This window comes from Streptomyces sp. R44, from assembly GCF_041053105.1.
Lineage (GTDB): Bacteria > Actinomycetota > Actinomycetes > Streptomycetales > Streptomycetaceae > Streptomyces.
In genome coordinates this window covers 1,029,128-1,050,988 of record NZ_CP163444.1, presented here as the reverse complement: position 1 = coordinate 1,050,988, position 21,861 = coordinate 1,029,128, and the positions used below count along the sequence as shown (strand labels likewise).

At 74.2% G+C, this 21,861-nt stretch carries 15 protein-coding genes; 8 read left to right on the top strand and 7 right to left on the bottom strand.

Annotation, left to right across the window (positions count from 1 at the left end):
- Positions 1-38 precede the first annotated feature (38 nt).
- Positions 39-3,161, bottom strand: a complete 3,123-nt coding sequence (locus tag AB5J54_RS04980; RefSeq protein WP_369142660.1) for a BTAD domain-containing putative transcriptional regulator — start codon at positions 3,159-3,161, stop codon at positions 39-41.
- 174 nt (positions 3,162-3,335) lie between these two features.
- On the opposite strand from AB5J54_RS04980, the gene AB5J54_RS04975 reads away from it, so the two are divergent.
- The 4 genes from AB5J54_RS04975 to AB5J54_RS04960 all read left to right on the top strand — a co-directional run bounded on the left by AB5J54_RS04975 (position 3,336) and on the right by AB5J54_RS04960 (position 8,876).
- A complete protein-coding gene (locus AB5J54_RS04975; protein WP_369142659.1) occupies positions 3,336-3,884 on the top strand; it encodes a hypothetical protein in 549 nt (182 codons plus the stop codon).
- A gap of 39 nt (positions 3,885-3,923) precedes the next feature.
- A complete protein-coding gene (locus AB5J54_RS04970; protein WP_369142658.1) occupies positions 3,924-5,471 on the top strand; it encodes a PQQ-binding-like beta-propeller repeat protein in 1,548 nt (515 codons plus the stop codon).
- 116 nt (positions 5,472-5,587) lie between these two features.
- Complete coding sequence (locus AB5J54_RS04965) at positions 5,588-8,152, top strand: MDR family MFS transporter (protein WP_369142657.1); 2,565 nt, start codon at positions 5,588-5,590, stop codon at positions 8,150-8,152.
- A gap of 115 nt (positions 8,153-8,267) precedes the next feature.
- On the top strand, positions 8,268-8,876 hold the full coding sequence (locus tag AB5J54_RS04960; RefSeq protein WP_369142656.1) for a hypothetical protein: 609 nt from the start codon (positions 8,268-8,270) through the stop codon (positions 8,874-8,876).
- Between the two features lie 61 nt (positions 8,877-8,937).
- Here AB5J54_RS04960 and AB5J54_RS04955 read toward each other — a convergent pair whose 3' ends face one another.
- The 4 genes from AB5J54_RS04955 to AB5J54_RS04940 form a co-directional block, all read right to left on the bottom strand.
- On the bottom strand, positions 8,938-10,314 hold the full coding sequence (locus AB5J54_RS04955) for a DEAD/DEAH box helicase (RefSeq protein WP_369142655.1): 1,377 nt from the start codon (positions 10,312-10,314) through the stop codon (positions 8,938-8,940).
- A gap of 94 nt (positions 10,315-10,408) precedes the next feature.
- The gene (locus AB5J54_RS04950; protein ID WP_150210372.1) at positions 10,409-10,612 is read right to left on the bottom strand and encodes a cold-shock protein; all 204 of its coding nucleotides are present in this window, start codon (positions 10,610-10,612) and stop codon (positions 10,409-10,411) included.
- Positions 10,613-10,812: 200 nt separating this feature from the next.
- Positions 10,813-11,589 carry a DUF817 domain-containing protein gene (locus AB5J54_RS04945; protein WP_369142654.1) on the bottom strand — a complete coding sequence of 259 codons (777 nt, stop codon included), beginning with the start codon at positions 11,587-11,589 and terminating at the stop codon, positions 10,813-10,815.
- Positions 11,590-11,648: 59 nt separating this feature from the next.
- Entirely contained in the window at positions 11,649-13,094 is a 1,446-nt protein-coding gene (locus AB5J54_RS04940; RefSeq protein WP_369142653.1) for a glyceraldehyde-3-phosphate dehydrogenase, read from the bottom strand.
- Between the two features lie 141 nt (positions 13,095-13,235).
- On the opposite strand from AB5J54_RS04940, the gene AB5J54_RS04935 reads away from it, so the two are divergent.
- The gene (locus tag AB5J54_RS04935) at positions 13,236-16,103 is read left to right on the top strand and encodes a BTAD domain-containing putative transcriptional regulator (protein WP_369142652.1); all 2,868 of its coding nucleotides are present in this window, start codon (positions 13,236-13,238) and stop codon (positions 16,101-16,103) included.
- Here the strand turns inward: AB5J54_RS04935 and AB5J54_RS04930 are convergent.
- Positions 16,100-17,131 (bottom strand): serine hydrolase domain-containing protein, encoded by a 1,032-nt coding sequence (locus AB5J54_RS04930; RefSeq protein ID WP_369142651.1) that lies wholly within the window; start codon positions 17,129-17,131, stop codon positions 16,100-16,102. The two genes, AB5J54_RS04935 and AB5J54_RS04930, sit on opposite strands and share 4 nt — an antisense overlap.
- Before the next feature lie 103 nt (positions 17,132-17,234).
- Positions 17,235-19,025 carry a VanW family protein gene (locus tag AB5J54_RS04925; protein WP_369142650.1) on the bottom strand — a complete coding sequence of 597 codons (1,791 nt, stop codon included), beginning with the start codon at positions 19,023-19,025 and terminating at the stop codon, positions 17,235-17,237.
- Between the two features lie 484 nt (positions 19,026-19,509).
- On the opposite strand from AB5J54_RS04925, the gene AB5J54_RS04920 reads away from it, so the two are divergent.
- The 3 genes from AB5J54_RS04920 (at position 19,510) to AB5J54_RS04910 (ending at position 21,783) form a co-directional block, all read left to right on the top strand.
- Positions 19,510-20,277, top strand: a complete 768-nt coding sequence (locus tag AB5J54_RS04920) for an IclR family transcriptional regulator (protein WP_369142649.1) — start codon at positions 19,510-19,512, stop codon at positions 20,275-20,277.
- A gap of 46 nt (positions 20,278-20,323) precedes the next feature.
- On the top strand, positions 20,324-20,653 hold the full coding sequence (locus AB5J54_RS04915; protein WP_369142648.1) for a putative quinol monooxygenase: 330 nt from the start codon (positions 20,324-20,326) through the stop codon (positions 20,651-20,653).
- 95 nt (positions 20,654-20,748) lie between these two features.
- The gene (locus AB5J54_RS04910; RefSeq protein WP_369142647.1) at positions 20,749-21,783 is read left to right on the top strand and encodes a LacI family DNA-binding transcriptional regulator; all 1,035 of its coding nucleotides are present in this window, start codon (positions 20,749-20,751) and stop codon (positions 21,781-21,783) included.
- Positions 21,784-21,861: the final 78 nt, after the last annotated feature.

Genomic DNA, 21,861 nt, shown 5'->3' with positions numbered 1-21,861 from the left:
CGGCGGCACGCGCTTTTTCGCGCGGAGGACCGGCACGCCTACCCGTCGGCGGCGGCCCGTCCGGGGGCGCCCGTGGCGGCCAGGCCCTCGCGGGCGCGGTCGTACTGCTGGGGGTGGTCGCCGGCGTCGGGCAGCGAGAGGGCCGTGGCGAACTCCTCGTGGGCCTCCGCGCGACGGCCCGCCGCCGCGTAGGTGCTGCCGAGGCGGATGCGGATCTCCATCTCCAGCCAGGTGCTGGTGTGTTCGGTCAGATTGGACAGGGCCTCGTGATGGGTGTCGACGGCCGTGCGCAGCTCGCCCCGGGCGTGTTCGGCGGTGGCGAGGCGGGACAGGGCCGCGGCGTGCAGCGGCGCGTCGTCGGCCTCGCGGGCGAGGTCGGCCGCCCGCCGCAGCAGGTCCGCGGCCTCCCCGGCGCGACCCAGGGCCAGTCGGGCCTCGGCGACGAAGCACAGGGTGCTGCTGATCGTGCGGGGCCGGCCGTTCTTCTCCGCGAGCGCGAGGACCGGCAGGAAGAGCTCAAGTGCCTTCTCGTGACGGCCCTGTTGGTGGTGGATCATGCCGAGGTTGCAGGCCACCACGTTGGTCAGCCAGTCGTCGCCGTGTCCCGCCGCCAGCTCCACCGCCTCCTCTAGGTGCGCGGTTCCCTCCGCGACGCGGCCCTGCGTCCACGCGCAGACGCCGAGGCCCGCGACGGCCCGCGCCCGGTCCCGTACGCCGGTGCTGGTGCGCAGCGCTTCCGTGAACCAGGAGTGAGCCTGCCGGAAGCGCCCCTGGTGGACGTCGACCACCCCCATGCAGGTGCGGAGCGAGGACGGCATCCGCCGGTCACCGGCCCGGTCGGCGCAGGGCAGGGCGATTTCCAGGGCCGCCCGGCACTCGTGCGGGTGCCCGTGCCGGAGCAGATGGTCCACCAGGGCCTCCGCGATCCAGCAGGCATGGTCGAACTCCCCGGCGGCGGCCGCGTACGCCACCACGTCGACCAGCTCCCCGCCCGCCGCGTCCAGCCACGCCGACGCCTCCCGCCGGCCGGCGAACGGGGCGCCGGTGGTGTCGGGGCCCGTCGGGAACGCGTCCGGACCCCAGTCGCCCGCGAGCCGACCCGCCACCGTGTAGAGGCTCAGGACGGCCGCGCGGTCCGCGGCCGCCTCCCCGGGCGCCGTGGCGGCGAGCTGCCGGGCGTGGGCCCGGACGAGGTCGTGCAGCCGGTAGCGGCCCGGATGCGGCTCCTGGAGCAGGCTCGCGTCGACCAGGTCCTCCAGGATCCCCTCGGCGTGCGCACGGGGACGGCCCAGCGCGGCGGCCAGCCCGAGCCCGTCGAACCGGACCGTCGGGACGACGCCCAACACCCTGAATCCGCGCCGCATTTCGGGTTCGAGCCGGTCGTACGAGACCCGGAAGGCGGCCTCCACACTGCGGTCCTCCGCCCGCAGCTCACCGAGGCCGTGCGCGTCGTCGGCCATCCGGCCCGCCAGGTACGACAGGGTCCAGGACGGGCGGTTCTGCAGCCGGGAGCTCGCGATCCGCAGCGCCAGCGGCAGACCGCCGCAGCGCCGGGCGAGTTCCGCGGCCGCCTCCGGCTCGCGGTCGGCCCGGGACTCCCCGAGGAGCGCGCGCAGCAGCCCGACGGCGTCGCCGGCGCCCAGGGGTTCCACCGTGAGCCTCGCCTCGGCGTCGAGGCCGGGCAGGCGCCGGCGGCCCGCGACGAGGACCCGGCTCCCCGGTCCGGCGGGCAGCAGCGGCCGGACCTGCTCGGCGCTCCGCGCGCCGTCCACGACGAGCAGCAGCCGCAGCCCGCTCGTGGCCGCCCGCCAGGCCGTCACCAGGTCCTCCAGGCCGTCCGCGTCGTCCTGCCCGGCGGGGAGCTCCCCGGCGGCGCCCCGGACCGTGCGGAGCAGCCGGCGCAGGGCCCGGTGCGGGCCGTCGGCGCCGTGCGCCTCCAGGTCCACGAACAGACACCCGTCGGGGTGCTCGTCGGCGAGCGCCCAGGCGGCGCGCACGACGAGCGCGGTCTTGCCGACCCCCGCCGTCCCGTCCACCGTCATCACGGTCACCGCGCCCGGATGGACGGGAGCGGTCAGGACGCCGAGCTCCGCCTCACGCCCGACCAGGCGGGCGGTGTCACCGGGGAGTTCGTTGCGACGGGGGCGGACGGTGCTGCCGGGCCCGGCCGGGTGGCCGGCGTCCCCCGGCCGGTCGGGGGTCCTGCCACGGCCGGCTTCGACCGCTCGGCCGAGAGTCCCCGTACCGGCGCCGGTCGGCCGGCCGGGGGTCTCTTCGCGGCCGGCGCGAACCGGTTCGTCCGGGTCCGCGGCGGTCGCCCGCAGGGCGGACGCGCCCGCGATCCGTGCCGCCCGGCCGAGGAGCAGCGCGTCGTCGCGGCGCAGGACCGCCTGGTGCACGCGGCGCAGGTCCTCGCCCGGCTCCACGCCCAGCTCGTCGAGGAGTCGGGCACGGGTCTCCCGGTAGACGGCCAGCGCCTCGGCCTGCCGGCCGCTGCCGTACAGCGCGCGCATCCGCAGGGCGGCGAGGGGTTCGTCGTACGGCAGGGCCACCGGCGCCGCCATGAGGCCGTCCAGTGCCTCCTGGTGGCGCCCGAGCAGGACGAGGCACTCCGCGCGCTCCTGGTGCAGGGCCCGGCGCAGCCGGACGAGCCGCTGCCGCTCCGTGTCGGCGAGCGGACCCGGCAGGCCGGGCAGTGGCTCGCCGCGGAGCAGCGCGAGCGCCCGGCCGCCCGCGTCGAGGGCGCCGGCGAGGTCCCCGGAGGCCTTCGCGTGCCGGCCGAGCGCCGCCTGTTCGGCGAGCTCGGCCAGGTCGGTGCGGGCTCCGCCGGGCTCGAAACGGTAGCCGCCGCGCCCGCCGCCGATCACCGACCGGCCGGGCCCGGCGTCCGCCGGGTCCAGGGCCCTGCGGAGCGCGTACACATAGCTCGGCAGGACGCGGTGGCCGGTGCCCGGCGGTTCGGCCCCCCAGACGTCGTCGAGGAGCTGCCGGTACGTCACGAAGCCCGGGGCGCGCAGCACCAGGGCGGCGAGCACCGCCTGCCGCCGTACCGGACCGAGGACGACCGGGACGTCACCGCGCAGGGCGCGCACGGGCCCGAGCAGATCGATCCGCAGCGCTCCGCCCGGGCCGCGGCCCCGGCCCTTCGGTTCCCCACTCACGTCGTCGCCCCCACGTCCCCCGTGCGCGCGGTGCCCGCACCGCTTCCCCAGACCTTCGCTTCAGCAGCATTTCATCGGCCTTGCAGCGCGGCGCGACAGGGTGGGCGCCGTCGGGCCGGCTGCCGCCGTGGGGGCGGCAGCCGGCCCGCGTCGTCGAGAGAGGGAGACAGCGCCATGTCACAGTCCGGCAGCACACCGGGCGCGCGGCCCGCCCGCCGCGCCGCCCGATGGGAGCGCTACCGGGTCACCCACCCGTTCTCCGCGAAGGACCAGGCGGGACTGTGGGGGGCGATCGTGGGCGTCGTCGCGCTCGCCGTCCTGCTCGGATGGGCGCTCGACATGAAGGGCGGCGTCGTCATCGTCGCCGCGGTCCCCTTCATCGTCTCCTGGTACGAGAACCGGCGGACGGCGTTCCAGTTCGACGCGGCCGGCGTCCGGTTCGGCGCCGTCCCGCTGCCCTGGAGCGACATCACCGAGTTCGTCGTGGCCACCCCGGAGGGCGGCACGCACGCCCTGATCGGGGCACGGCTGCGCCCCGGCGCGGCCCTGCCGGCGGGCGGGCCCGTGCCCGCGCACGACCCGGACATGCCCGCGCCGATCCATGTCGCCGTCCTCCGCGCCAAGTTCGACCTGCGGAAGATGGTGACCAAGGCCCGCGTGTACGCACCGTCGCACCTCCGGATCGTCGTCGCCGACCCGTCCGGCGAACGCCTCGCGACCTGAGGCCTCCCGGTCGACAGCGAGGACGAAGAAAGGCCCGTCATGCAGCGCCCGCCGCAGCCCTGGTACTCACCGCACCCACCCCGACAGCCGGTGCCGGGCAACCCGTACGCCCCGGAGGGATACACCACGCCCGGGCCGCCGCCCCGGCGCGGACGCTTCGGCAAGGGCCCGGTGCTCGCCGCGGTCGTCGCCCTGCTGCTCCTCGCGGTGGGCGCCGGCGGGTACGCCGTCGGCGGCGGCCGGTGGACCGGTCCGACCGCACCGGTGGCCGAGCGGACCCCGCGGCCCGCGGGGACGCCGACCCCGTCCCGTACCCCATCCGTCCGCCCGCCCGAACCGAAGCGGATCCCGACGTCGGAGGAGATCAACGCGGGGCGGAAGCCGGGGGACGCGCAGGCGTGGATCGTCGACGACCGGACCGATCTGCCCCGGCGCTCCATCGAGGCCCGCGACCTGTGGATCGTCGGCGACACCGTCGTCCAGGCCCTCTACAAGAAGGTCACGGCCTTCCGCCTCTCGGACGGCGCCGAGCTGTGGAGCGTGGACCTGCCCGCGCCCGTCTGCGAGACCCCCGCCCATCCGACTCCGGACGGCAAGGTGGTCGTGGTGTACCAGAACCGTGAGGCCTGGACCGGATACCGCTGCGACCAGCTCCGGATGATCGACCTCCGGACCGGCAGAGCGGGCTGGCACCGACAGCTCGCCGAGACCGGCGCCGGGGACGACACGATCATCGTGAACAGCGCCCTGAGCGGCGACGTCCTCGCCGTCGGCCAGAGCATGAAGGCCGCCGCGTACCGCGTCGGCGACGGCAGCAAGCTCTACGACATCCCCGTGGAGAACCCCGGGAAGTGCCACCCCGACGACGTGGCGGGCGGCACCCGGCTCCTGGTGAAGGCCGACTGCGCGATCAGCGTCGACCGGACGAAGAGCTACAGCCTGCTCCGCGCCCTGGAACCACGTACCGGGAAGGTCCTGTGGCGCTTCCGTACCCAGTCGGGATGGGAGATCGGCAAGGTGCTCTCCGTCGACCCGGCCGTCTTCACCACCTTCCACGCCACGAAGCGCACCGCCGACTGGCGGATCGTCGTCCTGCGGCCGGACGGGAAGCCCCGCACCACCATCGACCCCCGGCCGAAGGGCTTCGCGTACTGCGCCGGCACGGGGGACTCGGGCGAGGACATCGAGGACTGCCCGGGCACGCTCGTCGGCCGGAACGCCGTCTACCTCGGCGGTACGGACCGGGTCGGGGCCTACGACCTCGGAACCGGGAAACTCGTCTGGGGCGTGAAGTCCGCGGACAGCACCCTCCATCCCCTGCACGCGGAGGCGGGCTCCTCGGCTCTCGTCTACGAGGCCGCCTCGCTCCGCCGGCCGGGCGGAATCCTCCGCCTCGGCCCGGGCGGCGCGGACACCGAGCAACGGGTCCTGAACCACCCGGAGTCCGCCCGCTCCACCGAGTACGGCATGCTCGCCGGCCACCTGGCCTACGCGAAGGGCCGGATCGTGATCACGCCGTCTGGCGTGAGCGGTGACGACAGGGTGCACGAGGCCCGGATGCTGTCCTTCGGCCCGGAGCCCTCGTGACCGGCCGGCACGGGGGACCCGGGACCGGTCCCGGGGACGGCGATCACCTTCGTGACGTGGCCCATGGTTCCGTTGATCCCGCACCGGACCGGGCGCGCCTCAACTATGTTGCTTCCGTGGACCAGTTGATCACCGAAGATCCGACGCGCATCGGCCCGTACCGCCTCATCGCCCGGCTCGGCGCGGGTGGGATGGGACTGGTGTACCTCGGCCGGTCCGAGGCCGGGCGGACGGTCGCCGTGAAGGTGGTGCAGGCCGAGTACGCCAGGGAACCCGAGTTCCGCCGGCGCTTCGCGCGCGAGGTGGAGGCCGCACGCCGGGTGGGCGGGGAGTGGACGGCGGCCGTGCTCGACGCCGACACCGAGGCTCCGGTGCCGTGGGTGGCGACCCGGTACATCCCCGGGCCCGACCTGACCACCGTCGTGGCCAAGGACTTCGGTCCGCTGCCCGAGCACTCGGTCCGCGTCCTCGCCCACCGGCTGGCCGCGGCGCTGCAGTCCGTGCACGCGGCGGGACTGATCCACCGCGACCTGAAGCCGTCCAACGTGCTGGTGACCGTGGACGGGCCGCGCGTGATCGACTTCGGCATCGCGCGGGCGATGGACGGCCTCGGCGGAGACAGTCTGCACACCCGTACGGGCATGCTGATCGGCTCGCCGGGGTTCATGTCGCCCGAGCAGGTACGCGGGCTCGAACTCACCCCGGCCAGCGACGTCTTCTGCCTGGGTGCCGTCCTCGTGTACGCCGCCACCGGGCGGCTCCTCTTCGGCGCCACCGACACCGGCCTCAGCGCGCACCTCTTCCGGATCGCGGAGGACGAGCCGGACCTCACGGGCGTGCCGGACTCGCTGGTCGATCTCGTACGGGAGTGCCTCCACAAGGACCCGACGCGGCGGCCGACACCCTCCGAAGTGGCGGTGCGCACGGCGACGGACCCGGCGGAGGAGTGGCTGCCCGGCTCCGTACTCGCCCAACTCGGCCGCCATGCGGCCAAGTTGCTGGACTTCGCCCCCGAGACGCGGGCGACGGTTCCGGACCCGCGGATCCCCGTGCAGGCCCCGCCGCACCCCGCCTACACCCCGACCACGCCGGCGGGCGGCAATCCGCCGCCCGGGTTCGGGCCCGTCGTGGACGCCGTGCCCGGAGCGTGGGGCCCGCCCACCGCCCCGGCCGGCCGGACGGACCCGTCGCCCCGGCGGTGGGCCGGACTCGCCGTCGCCGCGCTGGCGCAGTTCCTGGTCCTCGTCGGCTCGACGAGCACGAACGCGGCGCTGCCGGTGATCCAGGCCGACCTGGCCCTCTCCGTCGACGACCTCCAGCTGCTGCCCTTCACGTACGGGATCGCCTTCGGTGCCCTGCTCCTGCTCGGCGGGCACCTCAGCGATCTCCTGGGCCGCAAACGGGCGGCGATCATCGGCCTCGCCGGCTACGCCGCCGCCTCCGTGCTCGGCGGAATCGCCCCCGCCACCCCCGTGTTCCTCGCGGCCTACGCCCTCCAGGGCGCGTTCGCCGCGCTGCTCTCCTCGGCCGCCCTCGCCCTGGTGGCCGGCGAATTCACCGACCGGAAGGAGCGCGGCACGGCCTTCGGGATCTACGCCGTGTTCGCGGGCGGCGGCCTGGCCGTCGGAGCGTTCACGGGCGGCTGGCTGGTCGAGACCCTGAGCTGGCGCTGGTGCTTCTACGCCGCCGTCCCGCTCGCCCTCGCCGCCGTGATCCCCGCGGTCCGGCTGGCGGACGACCGGTCTGCCCGCACCCCGGCCCGCCTCGACGTACCGGGCCTGCTGCTCGGCACCGGCGGGCTCGCCGCTCTCCTCTACGGCTTCCACCGGGCGGAGGTCGCCTACGGCAGCGGATGGACCACACCCCTGACCGTCCTCCTCCTGCTGCTCGGCGCGGCCCTCCTGGTGACCTTCGCCTGGTGGCAGACCGGCACGAGCAGCCCGCTCGTCCCGCCGGGTCTCTTCGAGGACCGTGACCGCGTCGGCTCCCTCCTCGCCCTGACCCTCGTCGGCATGAGCACGCCCACCGTTTTCCTGGTCCTGTCCCTGTACCTGCAGGCCGGCTTGAGCTACACGCCGTCCCGGACCGGACTCGCCCTGCTGCCCCTGGCCGCCGCCGTCCTCGTGGCCGCCCAGGTCTCCGGCCGCCTCCCGGCCAGGCTCGCGCCCCGCCTTCTCGCCGTCCCGGGCCTGGTCCTCGCGGCCGCCGGCGTGGGACTCCTGGCCCGGCTCGAGGCCGACAGCTCGTACACCGGCCTCGTCCTGCCCGGCATCCTCCTCCTCGGTCTGGGCCTCGGTCTGGCCCTCGGGCCGCTGCTCGACACCGCGACCGGCGCGTCCGGCCCGCAGGGCTCCGGCGGCACGGCGGGCACGGTCCTGGCGGCCCAGAGCCTCGGCGGCCGGCTCGGCGTCCCGCTGTTCGGCAGCATCATCGCCTCGGGGATCTCCAGCCGCCTGTCAGAGGTCGAGGGCCTTCCGCAAGCCCTGACGGAAGCGGTCAGCCGCGGCGCGCTCATCGACCCGCACCACCTCCCGGCAGCGGCGTCCGGTGCCGTCGCGCAGTCGAACGCGGCCGTCCTGAGTTCGTACTCCGTCGCCCTCTGGTCCACGTCCGGCCTCCTGCTCCTCGCGAGCCTCCTGGTGGGCCTGCTGGTCACGACGAGGGCTCCTGTGCGGGACTGACGGTCCGCGCCCGAGGGCGCGCCAATTGGCCCTTCGACAACCCCGTGGTGTAGAAAGCCCCGTCGATCAATCATGATCACGACATCGAGCTCTCTACATTCGGGGGAATGGAAGAATGACCTCAACTCGCCGTGTCCTCAGCGCGATCGCGCTTCTCGCCGCGCTGAGCGGCATCGCCGCCTGCGGCCCGGAGGACCCCGGCGCACAGGGCACCACCGGAGGTTCCGGCGCCGCCGCCGCGCCGTCGGGTACGGCGTCCAGGACATCGGACCCCGGCGAGGCCGGAGACGGAGCCCCGGCCGACGACGTCGACGGTGACGGAAAGGGCGGCGACTGCGGCACGCCGCCGACCCTGCCGGCCGGGCTCATGAAGCTGAAGGTCCAGCTCATGCGTGACTCCGGCGGCTTCGAGGCCGCCGAGGCCAAGCCGCACTGCACGCCGAACGACTGGATCTACGGCGCCGAGCAGGGGGACCCGACCAAGCACTACGTCCTTCCCGACGACGTCAAGGCGTATCTGGCCCTCGGCCCCGGCCAGACGAAGCAGGTCGACCACGAGCAGCTGGCGCTGCACATCGACCGCTGCCACGCCCAGGAGATCGGGGCTCCCACCGAGGACTACCCCAAGGTGGAGGCCCCCTACGGCTGCTACGGCAATGTCTACGAGGTCACGCTGAACGCCAAGGGCGAAGTGGACACGATGAAGGAGATCTGGAGCGTCTGACGGCGTCCGCCGCACCGGCCGGAGTCCAGGCTCCGGCCGGTGTGACCGTCGAACCGTCCGCTCAGCCGCCCCGCCGGACCTTCGCCGCCCGGCGGGCCTCGGCCGTCTTGCGGGCCTCGGCGGCGCGGCGGGACTCGTTCTTCGCGCGGCCCGGGCGGCCCGGGGTGGTGCCGATGCCCCGGAAGGCCGCGCCGCCGCGCTTCCCGCCCTCCTGGCTCGGCGCGCTGCCGTCGACCGGCACGCCCGAGGGCTTCCGGGCGCCGGTGATCCGCGTCAGCTCGGCCTCGCCGGAGCGGACCCGGGTGGTACGGGGCCGGATGCCCGCCTCCGTCATGAGCTGGGCCACGTCCCGACGCTCCTCGTCCGTCACCAGCGTGACGACGAGCCCGGACTCCCCGGCGCGCGCGGTGCGCCCGCCGCGGTGGAGGTAGTCCTTGGCGTCGGCGGGCGGGTCGACGTTGACGACCAGGTCGAGCTCGTCGACGTGGATGCCGCGCGCCGCCACGTCGGTGGCGACCAGGACGGTGACCTCGCCGGTCCTGAAGCGGTCCAGGGTCCGGGTCCGCAGCGGCTGCGACTTGCCGCCGTGCAGGGCCGCGGCCCGCACACCGCTGCCGAGGAGGTGCTTGGTGAAGCGGTCGACGGAGGCCTTCGTGTGCAGGAACATGATCACGCGCCCGTCGCGCGCGGCGATCTCCGTGGCCGTGGCGAACTTGTCGGGGCCGTGCACGTGCAGCACGTGGTGCTCCATGGTGGAGACCGCGGCGGCCGAGGGGTCGACGGAGTGGCCGGCCGCGTCCTTGAGGTAGCGCTCGACCAGCGCGTCGACGTCCCGGTCGAGCGTGGCCGAGAACAGCATCCGCTGGCCGGCGCCCGGCACCTGGTCCAGGATCTCGGTGACCTGCGGCAGGAAGCCCATGTCGGCCATCCGGTCGGCCTCGTCGAGGACCGTGACGGCGACCCGGTCGAGCCGGCAGTCCTTGCGCTCGACGAGGTCCATGAGCCGGCCCGGGGTGGCGATCACGACCTCGGCGCCGTCCCGCAGCGCGGCCGCCTGCCGCCCGATCGACAGACCGCCGACCACGGTGGCCAGGCGCAGCTTCAGGACCTCGGCGTACGGGGCGAGGGCGTCGGTGACCTGCTGCGCCAGCTCGCGGGTGGGGACCAGGACCAGGGCGAGCGGCCTGCGGGCCTCGGCCCGGCGCCCGGCGGTGCGGGCGAGGAGCGGCAGGCCGAACGCGAGCGTCTTGCCGGACCCGGTCTGCCCGCGGCCCAGGACGTCGCGGCCCGCGAGGGCGTCCGGCAGCGTGGCGGCCTGGATCGGGAAGGGCGCTTCGACACCGCGGCGGGTGAGCTCCGCGAGCAGGTCGGCCGGCAGGCCGAACGCGGCGAAGGTCGTGGCCGCCGCGAGGGCGTCGTTGCGGGGCGTGGTGGTCATGCGGCACCTGGTCCGTCGGAAAGGTCTGGAAAAAGCGACGGGCCGGGGCCCGCACCACAAGGGTGGGGTCCCGGCCGCGTCGGACGTGTCAACGTCAGGCGGGGAGGATGTTCTCCGCCTGGGGGCCCTTCTGGCCCTGCGTGACGTCGAAGGTCACCTTCTGGCCTTCCTGGAGCTCACGGAAGCCCTGGGTGGCGATGTTGGAGTAGTGGGCGAACACGTCCGGGCCGCCACCCTCCTGCTCGATGAAGCCGAAGCCCTTTTCCGAGTTGAACCACTTCACGGTGCCGTTAGCCATGTCATATCTCCTTCGGGGCGTAGCCCTGGAACCCGCACTGTGCGGATCCCGGCGTCGCCGTGATGATTGCCCCGTCCGGAAAACTGCACCGAAAACACATAAAGTGCCTGACGATGTCGAATCGTCAAAGGCACTTGTCAGTTCTTTGGGAACCACGACTGCAACTGATCTCGACTGTAGCACGGCATCCGGTGGCCATGCTAGAAAAATGTCCGATTCTCCCGATTGCTGTGCCGGGCCGTCAGGACGAAGGTGACCGTGACGAGCAGCGCCCAGGCGCCGAACTTCGCCAGGGACACAGGCTGCCAGCCGTGCAGCTGGTCGGGATAGCTCCAGGCGCCGACGTAGGTGGCCGCGTTCTCGGCGACCCAGAGGAAGAAGCCGATCAGGACGAACGACAGGGCCAGGGGCATCCGGTGATCGCTCTCGCCGACCCGGAACCGGACCCAGGTCCCCGCCGTCGCGGCCAGGAGCAGCGCGGCCAGGGCCCAGCGGGCGTCGGGCAGCCAGTGGTGGCTGAAGAAGTTCACGTACACGGCCGCGGCGAGGGCCGCCGTGATCCGCGGCCGGTAGCCGGTGAGCCGCAGGTCGAACAGGCGCCAGGCCCGGCAGACGTAACTGCCCAGCGCCGCGTACAGGAACCCGCCGTACAGCGGGACGCCGCCGAACTTCGTCAGGCCGTCCTCCGGATAACTCCACGAGCCCATCCGCACCTTGACCAGCTCGAAGAGGAGGCCGATGGCATGGCACCCGGCGATCACGGCGACGTCCCGGCCGGTGTCCCAGCCGACCTTCCACGCGAGGAGGGTGAGGCCGACGCCGTACAGGAACAGCAGGTCGTAGCGGGCGACCGGCAGTTCGGGCAGCAGGGTGGAGACGGCGATGCCGGCGACGAGCGCGACGGCGAAGGCGCAGCAGCGCGCCTCCAGGACCGCGAAGCGCAGCAGCTGGCGTATCCCTTGGGTGAGCGTCCTCATGGCGGGAGGGACGCGGGGGCACCCGTGTTCGGTTCGCCGTGCGGAAGTGCCGTCGGAGATCAGACCGCCGGGGACGGGAAGGTCGGGTACTCCACGCCGGAGACGTGCTGGACGACCCGGATGACCTGGCACGAGTAGCCGAACTCGTTGTCGTACCACAGGTACAGGATCGCGTTGTCGCCGTCGACCTTGGTCGCGCCGGCGTCGACGATGGACGCGTGGCGCGAGCCGACGAAGTCCATCGAGACGGCGTCGGGGGCCGTGGTGAAGTCGATCTGGCGCTTCAGCGGCGAGTGCAGCGAGACGTCGCGGAGGTACTCCAGGACCTCCTCGCGGGTGGTCTCGCGGCCCAGGCGCAGGCTCAGGATCGCGATCGAGACGTCCGGGACGGGGACGCGGATCGAGCTGCCGGTGATCGGGGCCTTCAGGTCGGGCAGCGCCTTGGCGACGGCCGAGGCGGCACCGGTCTCGGTGATCACCATGTTGAGCGGCGCGGAACGGCCGCGGCGGTCGGCCTTGTGGTAGTTGTCCAGGAGGTTCTGGTCGTTCGTGAACGAGTGGACCGTCTCCACGTGGCCGCGCAGCACGCCGTACTCGTCGTCCATGGCCTTGAGCGGCGGGACGATCGCGTTGGTGGTGCAGGAGGCGCAGGACAGGATCTGCTCGTCCGGCTTGACCGTGTCGTGGTTGACGCCGTGCACGATGTTCGGCACGTCACCCTTGCCGGGCGCGGTCAGGACGACCTTGTCGATGCCGGGGCGCAGGTGCTTGGAGAGGCCCTCGCGGTCCCGCCACTTGCCGGTGTTGTCGATGAGGATGGCGTTCTCGATGCCGTACGCCGTGTAGTCGACCTCGGAGGGGTCGTTGGCGTAGATCACCTTGATCGTGTTGCCGTTGGCGACGATGGTGCTGTTCGCCTCGTCGACCGTGATCGTGCCCTGGAACTGGCCGTGGATGGAGTCGCGGCGCAGCAGCGAGGCGCGCTTCACGAGGTCCTGGTCGCCGCCGCCGCGGACGACGATCGCGCGCAGGCGCAGACCGTTGCCGGAGCCGGCCTTCTCGATGAGGAGGCGGGCGACGAGGCGGCCGATGCGGCCGAAGCCGTAGAGGACGACGTCGCGGCCGTCACGGCGCTCGATCTTGTTCTCGCCGGTGGCGCCGGCGACGGCCTCGGCGGTGAACTCGGCGACCGAGAGACCGCGGTCGTCGGTCTTGTAGTCCGCGGCCAGCACACCGATGTCGATCTGGCAGGGGCCCAGGTCGAGGGTCGTGAGCGTCTCGAGGAACGGCAGCGTCTCGGTGACCGAGAGCTCCTCGCCGTCGATCTGCCGGGCGAAGCGGTGGGTCTTGAGGATGCTGACCACCGACTTGTTCACCAGGGAGCGGCTGTGGACCAGGACGGTGACGTCCTGCTCCCGGTGCAGCTTCCCGATGATCGGGATCATCGACTCCGCGATCTCCTCGCGGTTCTTCCAGCTGGTGAACGAGTCGTCATTGACAGTCACAAGATTATCTTTCGAGCTAGGCGGCGCTCACATGTTAACCCGCGGTCGGTTTGATCAATCAAGGGGTGCCGAACCGTACGATGGGTCACGTCGGGAGCCGCCGCTGTCGGGCGGACCCACCTACCAGGATGCGGGGGCACGGTGGTGAAGTTCGGGCTGCTCGGATCGCTCGTCGTCCACGACGGGACGGAGTTGCGGCCGGTGACCGGCCTCAAGGTCCGCGTCCTCCTCGCCGCACTCCTGCTCCAGGCCAACCGCACGGTCTCCCGGGACGCCCTCAAGGAAGCCCTCTGGGGCGCCTCGGTCCCCGCCAGCGCCGACGCCGCCCTCGCCAACCACCTCACCAGGCTCCGCCGCGTCCTCGCCGCCGCCGACGGCGGCACCGACGAGCGGCTGCGCACCGTCGCCCCGGGCTACCAGCTGACCGTCCGCGAGGGCGAGCTCGACGCCGACGTCTTCGAGGCCGGGGTCCAGGCCGTCCGGCAGGCGTACCGGCGGGCGGACTGGGAGGCGGTCCGCCGGGAGGCCGACCTCGCCATGCCGCTGTGGCGCGGCACCCCCCTCGCGGACCTCGCCCCCTACTCCGAGACCGAGACGCCCGCGCTCCGGATCCACCAGCTCGCGGAGGCGCGGCTCCAGGCCCTCGAATGGAGCTTCGACGCGGAACTGTGCCTCGGCCGCCACCAGGAGGCCGTCGCCCCGCTCACCGCCCTGGCGGGCGAGCACCCGCTGCGCGAGGGCTTCCACCGGAGCCTCATGCTCGCCCTGCACCGCTCGGGCCGCCAGGCCGAGGCCTTCTCCGTCTTCCAGCGGCTGCGCCGGAGCCTGGTCGAGGAGCTCGGCACGGAACCCGGCGCGGCCGTCCAGGAGGCGTACGCGGAGGTGCTCGCGGGAGAACCCGCGCCCCGGCCAGGCCCGCACGCCGCCTCGACCCGCCCGCCCTTCCAGCTGCCGTGCGAGGCCGACGCCTTCACGGGCCGGGAGGCCGAGGCGGCGACCGTACGGGCCCTCCTGGGGGGACGGCCCGAGGCCGGTGGGAACGGGCCGGGTCCCGGAGCGGTCCGGGCCGTCGTGGTGTCCGGCATGGGCGGCGTCGGGAAGACCGCCCTCGCGGTCCACGTCGCTCACCGGGTGCGCGAGGCGTTCCCCGACGGCGCCCTCTACGCCGACCTGCGCGGCTACTGCGTCGGCGGGGCGCGCACGGCCCACGAGCTGCTCGCCCGGTTCCTGTCCGACCTGGGCGTCCACCAGGACGCCCTGCCCGAGGACACCGACGACCGCGCCCTGCTCTTCCGCTCGGCGCTCGCCGAGCGCCGGGTGCTCCTGGTCCTCGACAACGCGCGCAACGCCGCCCACGTGGCGCCCCTGCTGCCCGCCGGCGGGCCCAGCGCCGCCCTGATCACCAGCCGCCAGCTCCTCGCCGACCTGCCGGGCTCCGCCAAGGTCCCGCTCTCCCCGCTGCCGGAGTCCGACCAGCACGCGCTCCTCGCCCGGCTCGCCGGCGCCGAGCGGGTACGGAGCGAGCCCGAGGCGCTGGCCGCCATCATGGCCGCCTGCGGAGGCCTGCCGCTCGCCCTGCACATCGTCGGCGGACGGCTGGCCTCCCGGCCCTCCTGGCCCCTCGCGCTCCTGGCGAAACGGCTCACCCCCCACCAGGGCCGGCTCGACACCCTCGCCATGGGGGACTTCGACGTCCGACGGACCTTCGCCATGAGCTACGTGGCCATGCGGGACAGCGACCAGCCGCTGGAGCGCGAGGCCGCGCGGGCCTTCCGGCTCCTGGGGCGGGAGTGGTCGGCGCACGCGGTCACCCCGCAGTCCGCAGCGGCGCTCCTCGACGTCACGGAGGCCCGGGCCGCCGCCGTCCTCGACGTCCTCGCCGACGCCCACCTCGTCCTCAACCCCGAGCCCGACCGGTACCAGCTGCACGACCTGCTCGGCGAGTACGCGGCGCAGCGCGACGAGGAGGACACCGAGGAGGAGCGCACCACGGCGCTCCTCCGGCTGCTCTCCTGGTACGCCGCGGCCCTCGCCGCCGCGACGCGCGCGGCCACCCGCGAGACCCAGTCCCCGCCGCCGCTCGACCCCGAGGCCCTGAAGAACCTCTCGCTGCCCGAGTTCGCGGACGACGACGAGGCGATCCGGTGGACCGCGAAGGAGCTGCCGGCCGTCCGGGACGCCCTCACCCGCGCCGGGGAGCTCGGCCGCTCCGACATCGCCTGGCGGCTCGCCGTGGGCCTCTTCGGGCATGCGAGCACGCACTGGTGGACGGGGGAGTGGGACGCCTGCCTGGAGCAGGCCATGGACATCGCCCGGGCCCACGACGACCGGCTCGGACAGGCCTGGCTGCACCGGCGCACGGCCGTCGCCCACGGCATGGCCTTCCGCAACGAGGCCTGCCTCGACCACCTCCGGATCGCCCTGGACCTCTTCACCGAGCGCGGCGACCTCGCGGCCCGGGCGTCGATCCTCGGCAACATGTCGGCGTTGTACCTGCAGTCGGAGGACCCCGAGCAGGCGCTCGTCCACGCCGAACGCTCCCGTGACCTCTACCGCGAGGCCGGGAACGCCCGCGGCGAGGCGCTCCTCCTCAGCCGGATCGCGGACGTCCACAAGATGCTCGGCGAACCGGACCTGGCGGCCGCGGACTACCGCAGGGTCATCGAGCTGATCCGCGGGACCGGCCACGGGGTGTTCCTCGCCACCGCCCTCACCAACTACGGCGACGTGCTGCGGGTCCTCGGCGACCGCGACGAGGCGTTCGAGGTCCTGGCGGAGGCGCTGTCGATCCGCCTGCGGATGGACGACCAGGGCGGTACGGCCGACTGCCTGGTCTTCACCGCCCGGGCCCACCACCACTTCGGGGAGTGGGAGGCGGCCCGCGAGACCTGGGAGTCGTGCCTGGAGCTCGCCCGCCGGCACAACCTCGCCAAGCGGATCGACGAGTGCCTGGAAGGCCTGAAGGCCCTCGCGTCCCGGGCCGCGGAGGAAGGGACCCGTGCCGGCTAGCGGAAGGCCAGGGTCCGGAACTCGTTCCTGACCCGGGTCAGCGGGTCCGGGTCCCGGGTGAGGCGGAGCCGGTTGGTGAGCAGCACGGCCCAGCGGCCGCTCGCGGGGGAGACCCACAGGGCCGTGCCGGTGAAGCCGAAGTGCGCCCAGACGTCCTCCGCCGGTTCCATGCCGGGCGCCGGATGCCAGAAGAGGCCGCGCGGCGGGATGAGCGGGCCGGTGTGGACGCGCAGCGAGGCCGCGGTCCACTCCGCGGAGAAGGTGCCGGGCACCGGGACGAGCAGATGGCGCAGGAAGCGGCCGATGTCGGCGGTGGTGGTGAAGACCCCCGCGATCCCGCAGGCGCCGCCGAGGAGCCGGGCCGAGAAGTCATGGACGACGCCCCGCAGCGGAGCGCCGCTCTCCGCGTCGTACTCCGTGGGCGCGCACCGCCGCCTCGCCCCGGCCGCCAGCGGCCCGTACCGCGTCTCCGTCATGCCGAGGGGCGTCCAGACCCGGTCCTCCGCGAGCCGGGGGAGCGGCTGCCGGGTGAGGTGCTCGGCGAGGTAGCCGAGGATCAGCGCCGCCCGGTCGGTGTACGCGACGGCCTCCCCGGGCCGGTGCCGGAGCGGCTCGGCGAGGACGCCGTCGCGGACGTCCTGCGGATCGGAGCCGTACAGGTGCCGGAGGTTGGCGCGGAGCGGCAGGCCCGCGGTGTGGGTGAGGAGGTGGTGCGCCGTGGCCCCGGCGAGCGGCCGGCCGGCGGCCTCCGGCCAGTACGAGCCGAGCGGGGCGGTCAGGTCGAGCTTCCCGGCGTCGACGAGGGTGCCGACGACCGCCCAGACCGTGAGGATCTTGGTGAGGCTGGCGACGTCGAAGAGCGTGTCGGGCAGTGCCGGTCCCCCCGGGTCCGACGGTTCGAGCAGCCCGACCGCCCCGGCCGAGAGGGTCGTACGGGCGTCGCCCACGGCCCACGCGGCGCCGGGGTACGTGCCCGCGCGCGCGGCCTCGCCGAGGAGCCGCTCGAAGGGGTCGCTGCGCTGTGCCAAGGCGTGCCTCCGACGGTCCGGGGAGGTTCGGTGCGGCCCGGTCGAGGGGCGACGGGCCGCGCTCCGAAGTCATGCCCCGGCCGAACGGGAAGACACCCTTCCGTCAGCGGCGGTCGCCGCCCTGCCCGCCGTCCCGGGCGCCGTCCTCGGCGACCGGCTTGCAGGTCACCTCGTCGCGCGGGGTGTAGTGGGTCTTGTACGTCTCGCGCTTGACCTCGGCGCCGCCGTTCTTGAAGACGCGGTCCACCGAGATGTCGAAGCCCTCCAGGGGCGGCTGCGGCACACAGGCCTCGCCGGTGCCCTCGCGCTTCGTGGGCTGCGTGAGGTTGGTGCGCGGCCCGGCGACCGCCTCCACGGAGTCGTACTTCTTCGTGCCGAGGAAGCTCACCGTGACCGAGTGGTCGGTGGCGCCCGCCTTGATGTAGATCGGCTTGCCCGTGTCGTTGCGGAACTTCAGGTCGAGCGAGCCCCAGGCGACGGTCGCCTCGCGGCCGGCCGGGTAGCGCTCGATGTAGAAGGAGTGGGCACCGTGCTCCACGGGCTGCACGCCGGCGAAGAACATGGCGTTGTAGACGGTGGTGGCCATCGCCGACACGCCGCCGCCGGGCGCGGAGCGGTACGAGCCGTCGAGGATCATCGTGCCGTCGACGAAGCCGTTGTCCGGGGTCCGCTCGCCGACCGTCCTGTTGAAGCTCCACACCTCGCCCGGCTGCACCAGGGAGCCGTTGATCAGCTCGGCCGCCCGGCCGATGTTCGTCGTCCGGTACGGGGCGGTGGGGAAGTTCACCGTGAACGTCGACATCTGCTCCTTGATGCCCAGGCGGGCCAGGGAGCCGGAGGAGAGCTCGGGCTCGGTGACCCGGGTCGCCACCGGAGCCGTACGGGCCGCGTCGCCGGACTTGGTGAGCAGCGGGCGTACGGCGTCGCCGAGGGCCTTCGCGGTCACCTCGTGGCCAGGGCGACCGTCCGACTCCACGACGACCTTGCCGTCCCGTACCCCGAGGGAGGCCTCCACGGGCGCGCCCGTCAGCGCGGCGAGGGGACGCGCCACGTCCGGGTCGCGCAGCAGGGCGTTCTCGTCGAGGGAGGCGGTGAGGCGGCCGCCGTCGTTCTTGACGGTGAGGTGGTCGCCGAGGGTGGCGGCGGAGATCCGCACCCGCTGGTCGCCGGCGGTGAGCGTCACGGGGCCGGAGACGGCCGGTTCGGCGTACGTGTCGAGGAACCGGGTCACCTCGGCGGCGGGCAGCTTGGGCTGGGTCAGGGCGACGGGCAGCGTCACCGGGGAGGCGCCCGTGGCGGCCGGGTAGGAGGCGCGCAGGGCCTCGGTGGCCTGCCCGGTGTCCAGCTTCCGGCCCGTCACCGGCTGGGTCGCGACGGCCTTGCCGTCCCGGAAGGCGACGGAGCCCTCACGGACGCTCAGATCGCTCTGCTTCGCCAGGTCGGCGACGGTGGCCCGGGTCTTGGCCTCGTCGTACGCCAGGACCGGCTGGACCTCGCGCTCGCCGGAGGAGAACAACCGCCCGATGACCGTGAAGGGGTCATGGGACGGGTCGGCGGCCCGGTCGGCGGTCTTCGCCACGTCCACGGTCAGCCCGGCGGACGCCGGGTCCACGGTGGCGGCGCGGTCGCCGACCCGCACGGGTATCGGCGCCTTCCAGGAGGCCGGGGCCGCGGAGGTCAGCTCGGCCTCGGCCTCGGCACGGCTCATGCCGCCGATGTCCACGCCGTCGACCCGGGTGCCGGCGGATATGTCGTCCCCGGTCGCCAGCAGCCCCGCCACATACAGGCCGCCCGCCGCGACCGCCACCACACCCGTCGCGATCGCCACCGCCCGAAGACGCGGTCGGCGCCCCTCGCGGGGCGTCGGGTCAAGGTCGGTCGTGGAGCGGGGCACGCGCTCTCCCGGTGCGTCGAGGGAAGGGGGGAACCACACGACGGTACGCCGAAAGAGTGTCTTATGCACATAAGGGCGGTTTGACCTGCGGGGATACGGGGCGCTTAGGACCGGCTACGGAACGTACGCCCACCGCCCGTGTGGGCCCGCGCCCGGGCGGGCGGTACCCCGCCGCCGTGTGGGCAATCGTCCCGCTGGGCGGGACGGGTGGGCACACGGGACGGCGCCCTTCAGCGGCGCCTCCGCGTTCCGCGCCCTGGCCCGCACCACCTTGCGCGGTGCGCGACGTGGTGCGGGTTCAGGCGCGGAAGCCTCTGGCGCCGGCAAGGGCGCCGTCCGTTGTGCCCACCCTCCCCCAAGCTCTCGGCTTCGCTCGAGCAGGGGGGACCCCCATCGCCCCTTGCGGAACGCCTGCCCACAACGGGGTGGGCACCGCTCCTTGCGGAGCGCCTGCCCACAACGGCGGGCCGCATAAGCTGGGGTGATGCCTGACAGCACCGGGCCCCGGCGTCCCGGCCCCCAGTCCGTCGAGCGGGCCCTCGCCGTGCTCGACGTCGTCGCCGACGCCGACCGGCCCGTCGGGGCCAAGGCGCTCGCGCGGCGGCTCGGCTGCGCGCTCTCGACGGTCTACCACCTCACCGGACCCCTGCTCGCCCGCGGCTACCTCGTCCGGACCGCCGAGGGGTACGCGCCCGGCCCCCGCGTCCCGGCTCTGTACCGCTCGCACCAGCGGCACCACGGGCTCGGTGCCGGGACCGGGGAGCTCCTCGGCCGGCTGCGGCGGGCCACGGGAGCGGAGGCGTACCACACGGCCTACCGCGACGGCCTGATCACCGTCGTCGACACCACCGCGCCGGTCACCGACGCCGGACACCCCTTCAGCCCGGGCCCCGAGGCCCGCGCCCACGCGACCGCGCACGGAAAGGCTCTGCTCGCCGCGCTGCCGCGCCCGCTGCGCCGCCGCTACCTGGCGGAGCACGGCATGGCTCGCTTCACCGAGCGGACGATCACCAGCGCGGAGCGCTTCGAGGCCGAGATGGACCGGGTGCGCGGCCACGGCTTCGCCGTCTCCGTGGGCGAGGCCGACCTCGCGTACACCTGTCTCGCCGTGGCCCTGCCCGAGCGCGGCGACGGCATCGTGCACGCCCTCTCCGTCTCCCTGCCGACCGCCGAGTTCGGCCGGCGGCAGGGCGAGATCCGGGCCGCGCTGACCCGTGCCGTACCCGCCTTTCCGATCCTGCCGGAATCCTGAGCCGTCCCGCTCGCCCCGCCGGCTCCGCCCGCCGCAGGGTGGACGCATGATCTTCATCGCCGTCCGCTTCACCGTCCGACCCGACCACGCCGACCGCTGGCTCGACCTGGTCGACGACTTCACCCGCGCCACCCGCGCGGAGCCCGGCAACCTCTTCTTCGACTGGTCCCGCAGCGTCGACGACCCGAACGTGTTCGTCCTCCTGGAGGCTTTCGCCGACGCCGAGGCGGGTGCCGTCCACGTCGCCTCCGAGCACTTCACCGCCGGCCTGGCGGCCATGGCCGGGGCCATCGCCACCACCCCCGAGATCATCAACGTCGAGGTCCCGCAGCAGGGCTGGGGCGCGATGGCCGAGCTGGCCCCGACCGGCGCCTGAGCCGTTCCGCCACGGCCCCCGGCCCCCGCCGCCCCGCCTGATAGGTTCGCGTGCACACGCAGGCGGGGGCGGCGGCCCGAGGGGAGAAACGGGACATGGCGGTGAGCGGGCGGCAGACCGGCAGGCCCACCCTGGAGGAGGTCGCGGCCCGGGCCGGAGTCGGCCGCGGCACGGTCTCCCGCGTCATCAACGGCTCCCCGAAGGTCAGCGAACAGGCCAAGGCCGCCGTCGAGCGGGCCGTCGCCGAACTCGGCTACGTCCCCAACCGCGCGGCCCGCGCCCTCGCCGGCAGCCGCACCGACGCCGTCGCCCTGGTGATCCCCGAGACCGAGGCGCGCCTCTTCGCCGAGCCGTACTTCCTCGACATCATCCGCGGCGTCAGCGCCGAACTCGCCGACGCCGACAAACAGCTGCTGCTCACCCTCATCCGCAGCGAACAGGAGCGGCAGCGCTTCGAGCAGTACCTCGCCGCGCAGCGCGTGGACGGCGTCCTGCTCGTCTCCGTGCACGCCGACGACCCGCTGCCCGACCAGGTCCGCGCCCTCGGCCTGCCCGCCGTCCTCAACGGCCGGCGCACCGAGGCCGAGCGCGTCGCCTTCGTCGACTCCGACAACACCGGCGCCGGGCGGACGGCCGTCGCCCACCTCGTGGCACGCGGCCGGAGCCGTATCGCGACCGTCACCGGACCGCTCGACATGTACGTGGCCCGCTGCCGCCTCGACGGCTACCGCGAGGGCCTGACGGAGGCCGGCCTCGCGCCCGACGAGACGCTGGTCGCCAACGGCGACTTCACCGAGGAGGGCGGCCGCCGCGCCATGCGGGAGCTCCTGGACCGCCGGCCCGACCTGGACGCCGTCTTCGCCGCCTCCGACGTGATGGCGGCCGGCGCGCGGAGCGTCCTGCGCGAGGCAGGCCGCCGGGTCCCCGAGGACGTGGCCCTCGTCGGCGTCGACGACTCGGCGGTCGCCCGGCACATGGACCCGCCGCTGACCAGCGTGCGCCAGCCCATCGAGGAGATGGGCCGCACCATGGCGCGCCTGCTCCTGCAGGAGATCGCCTCGCCCGGCGACCCCGACGACCAGCCCCGCCGGATGCTGCCCACCGAGCTCGTGGTCCGCGCCTCCTCCTGACGCGGGAGCAGCCGAGATGCAGCCCTCCCGGGGGCCCCGGAGAATGGACACCGTACGGGGTCCGTATCCGCGACCAGG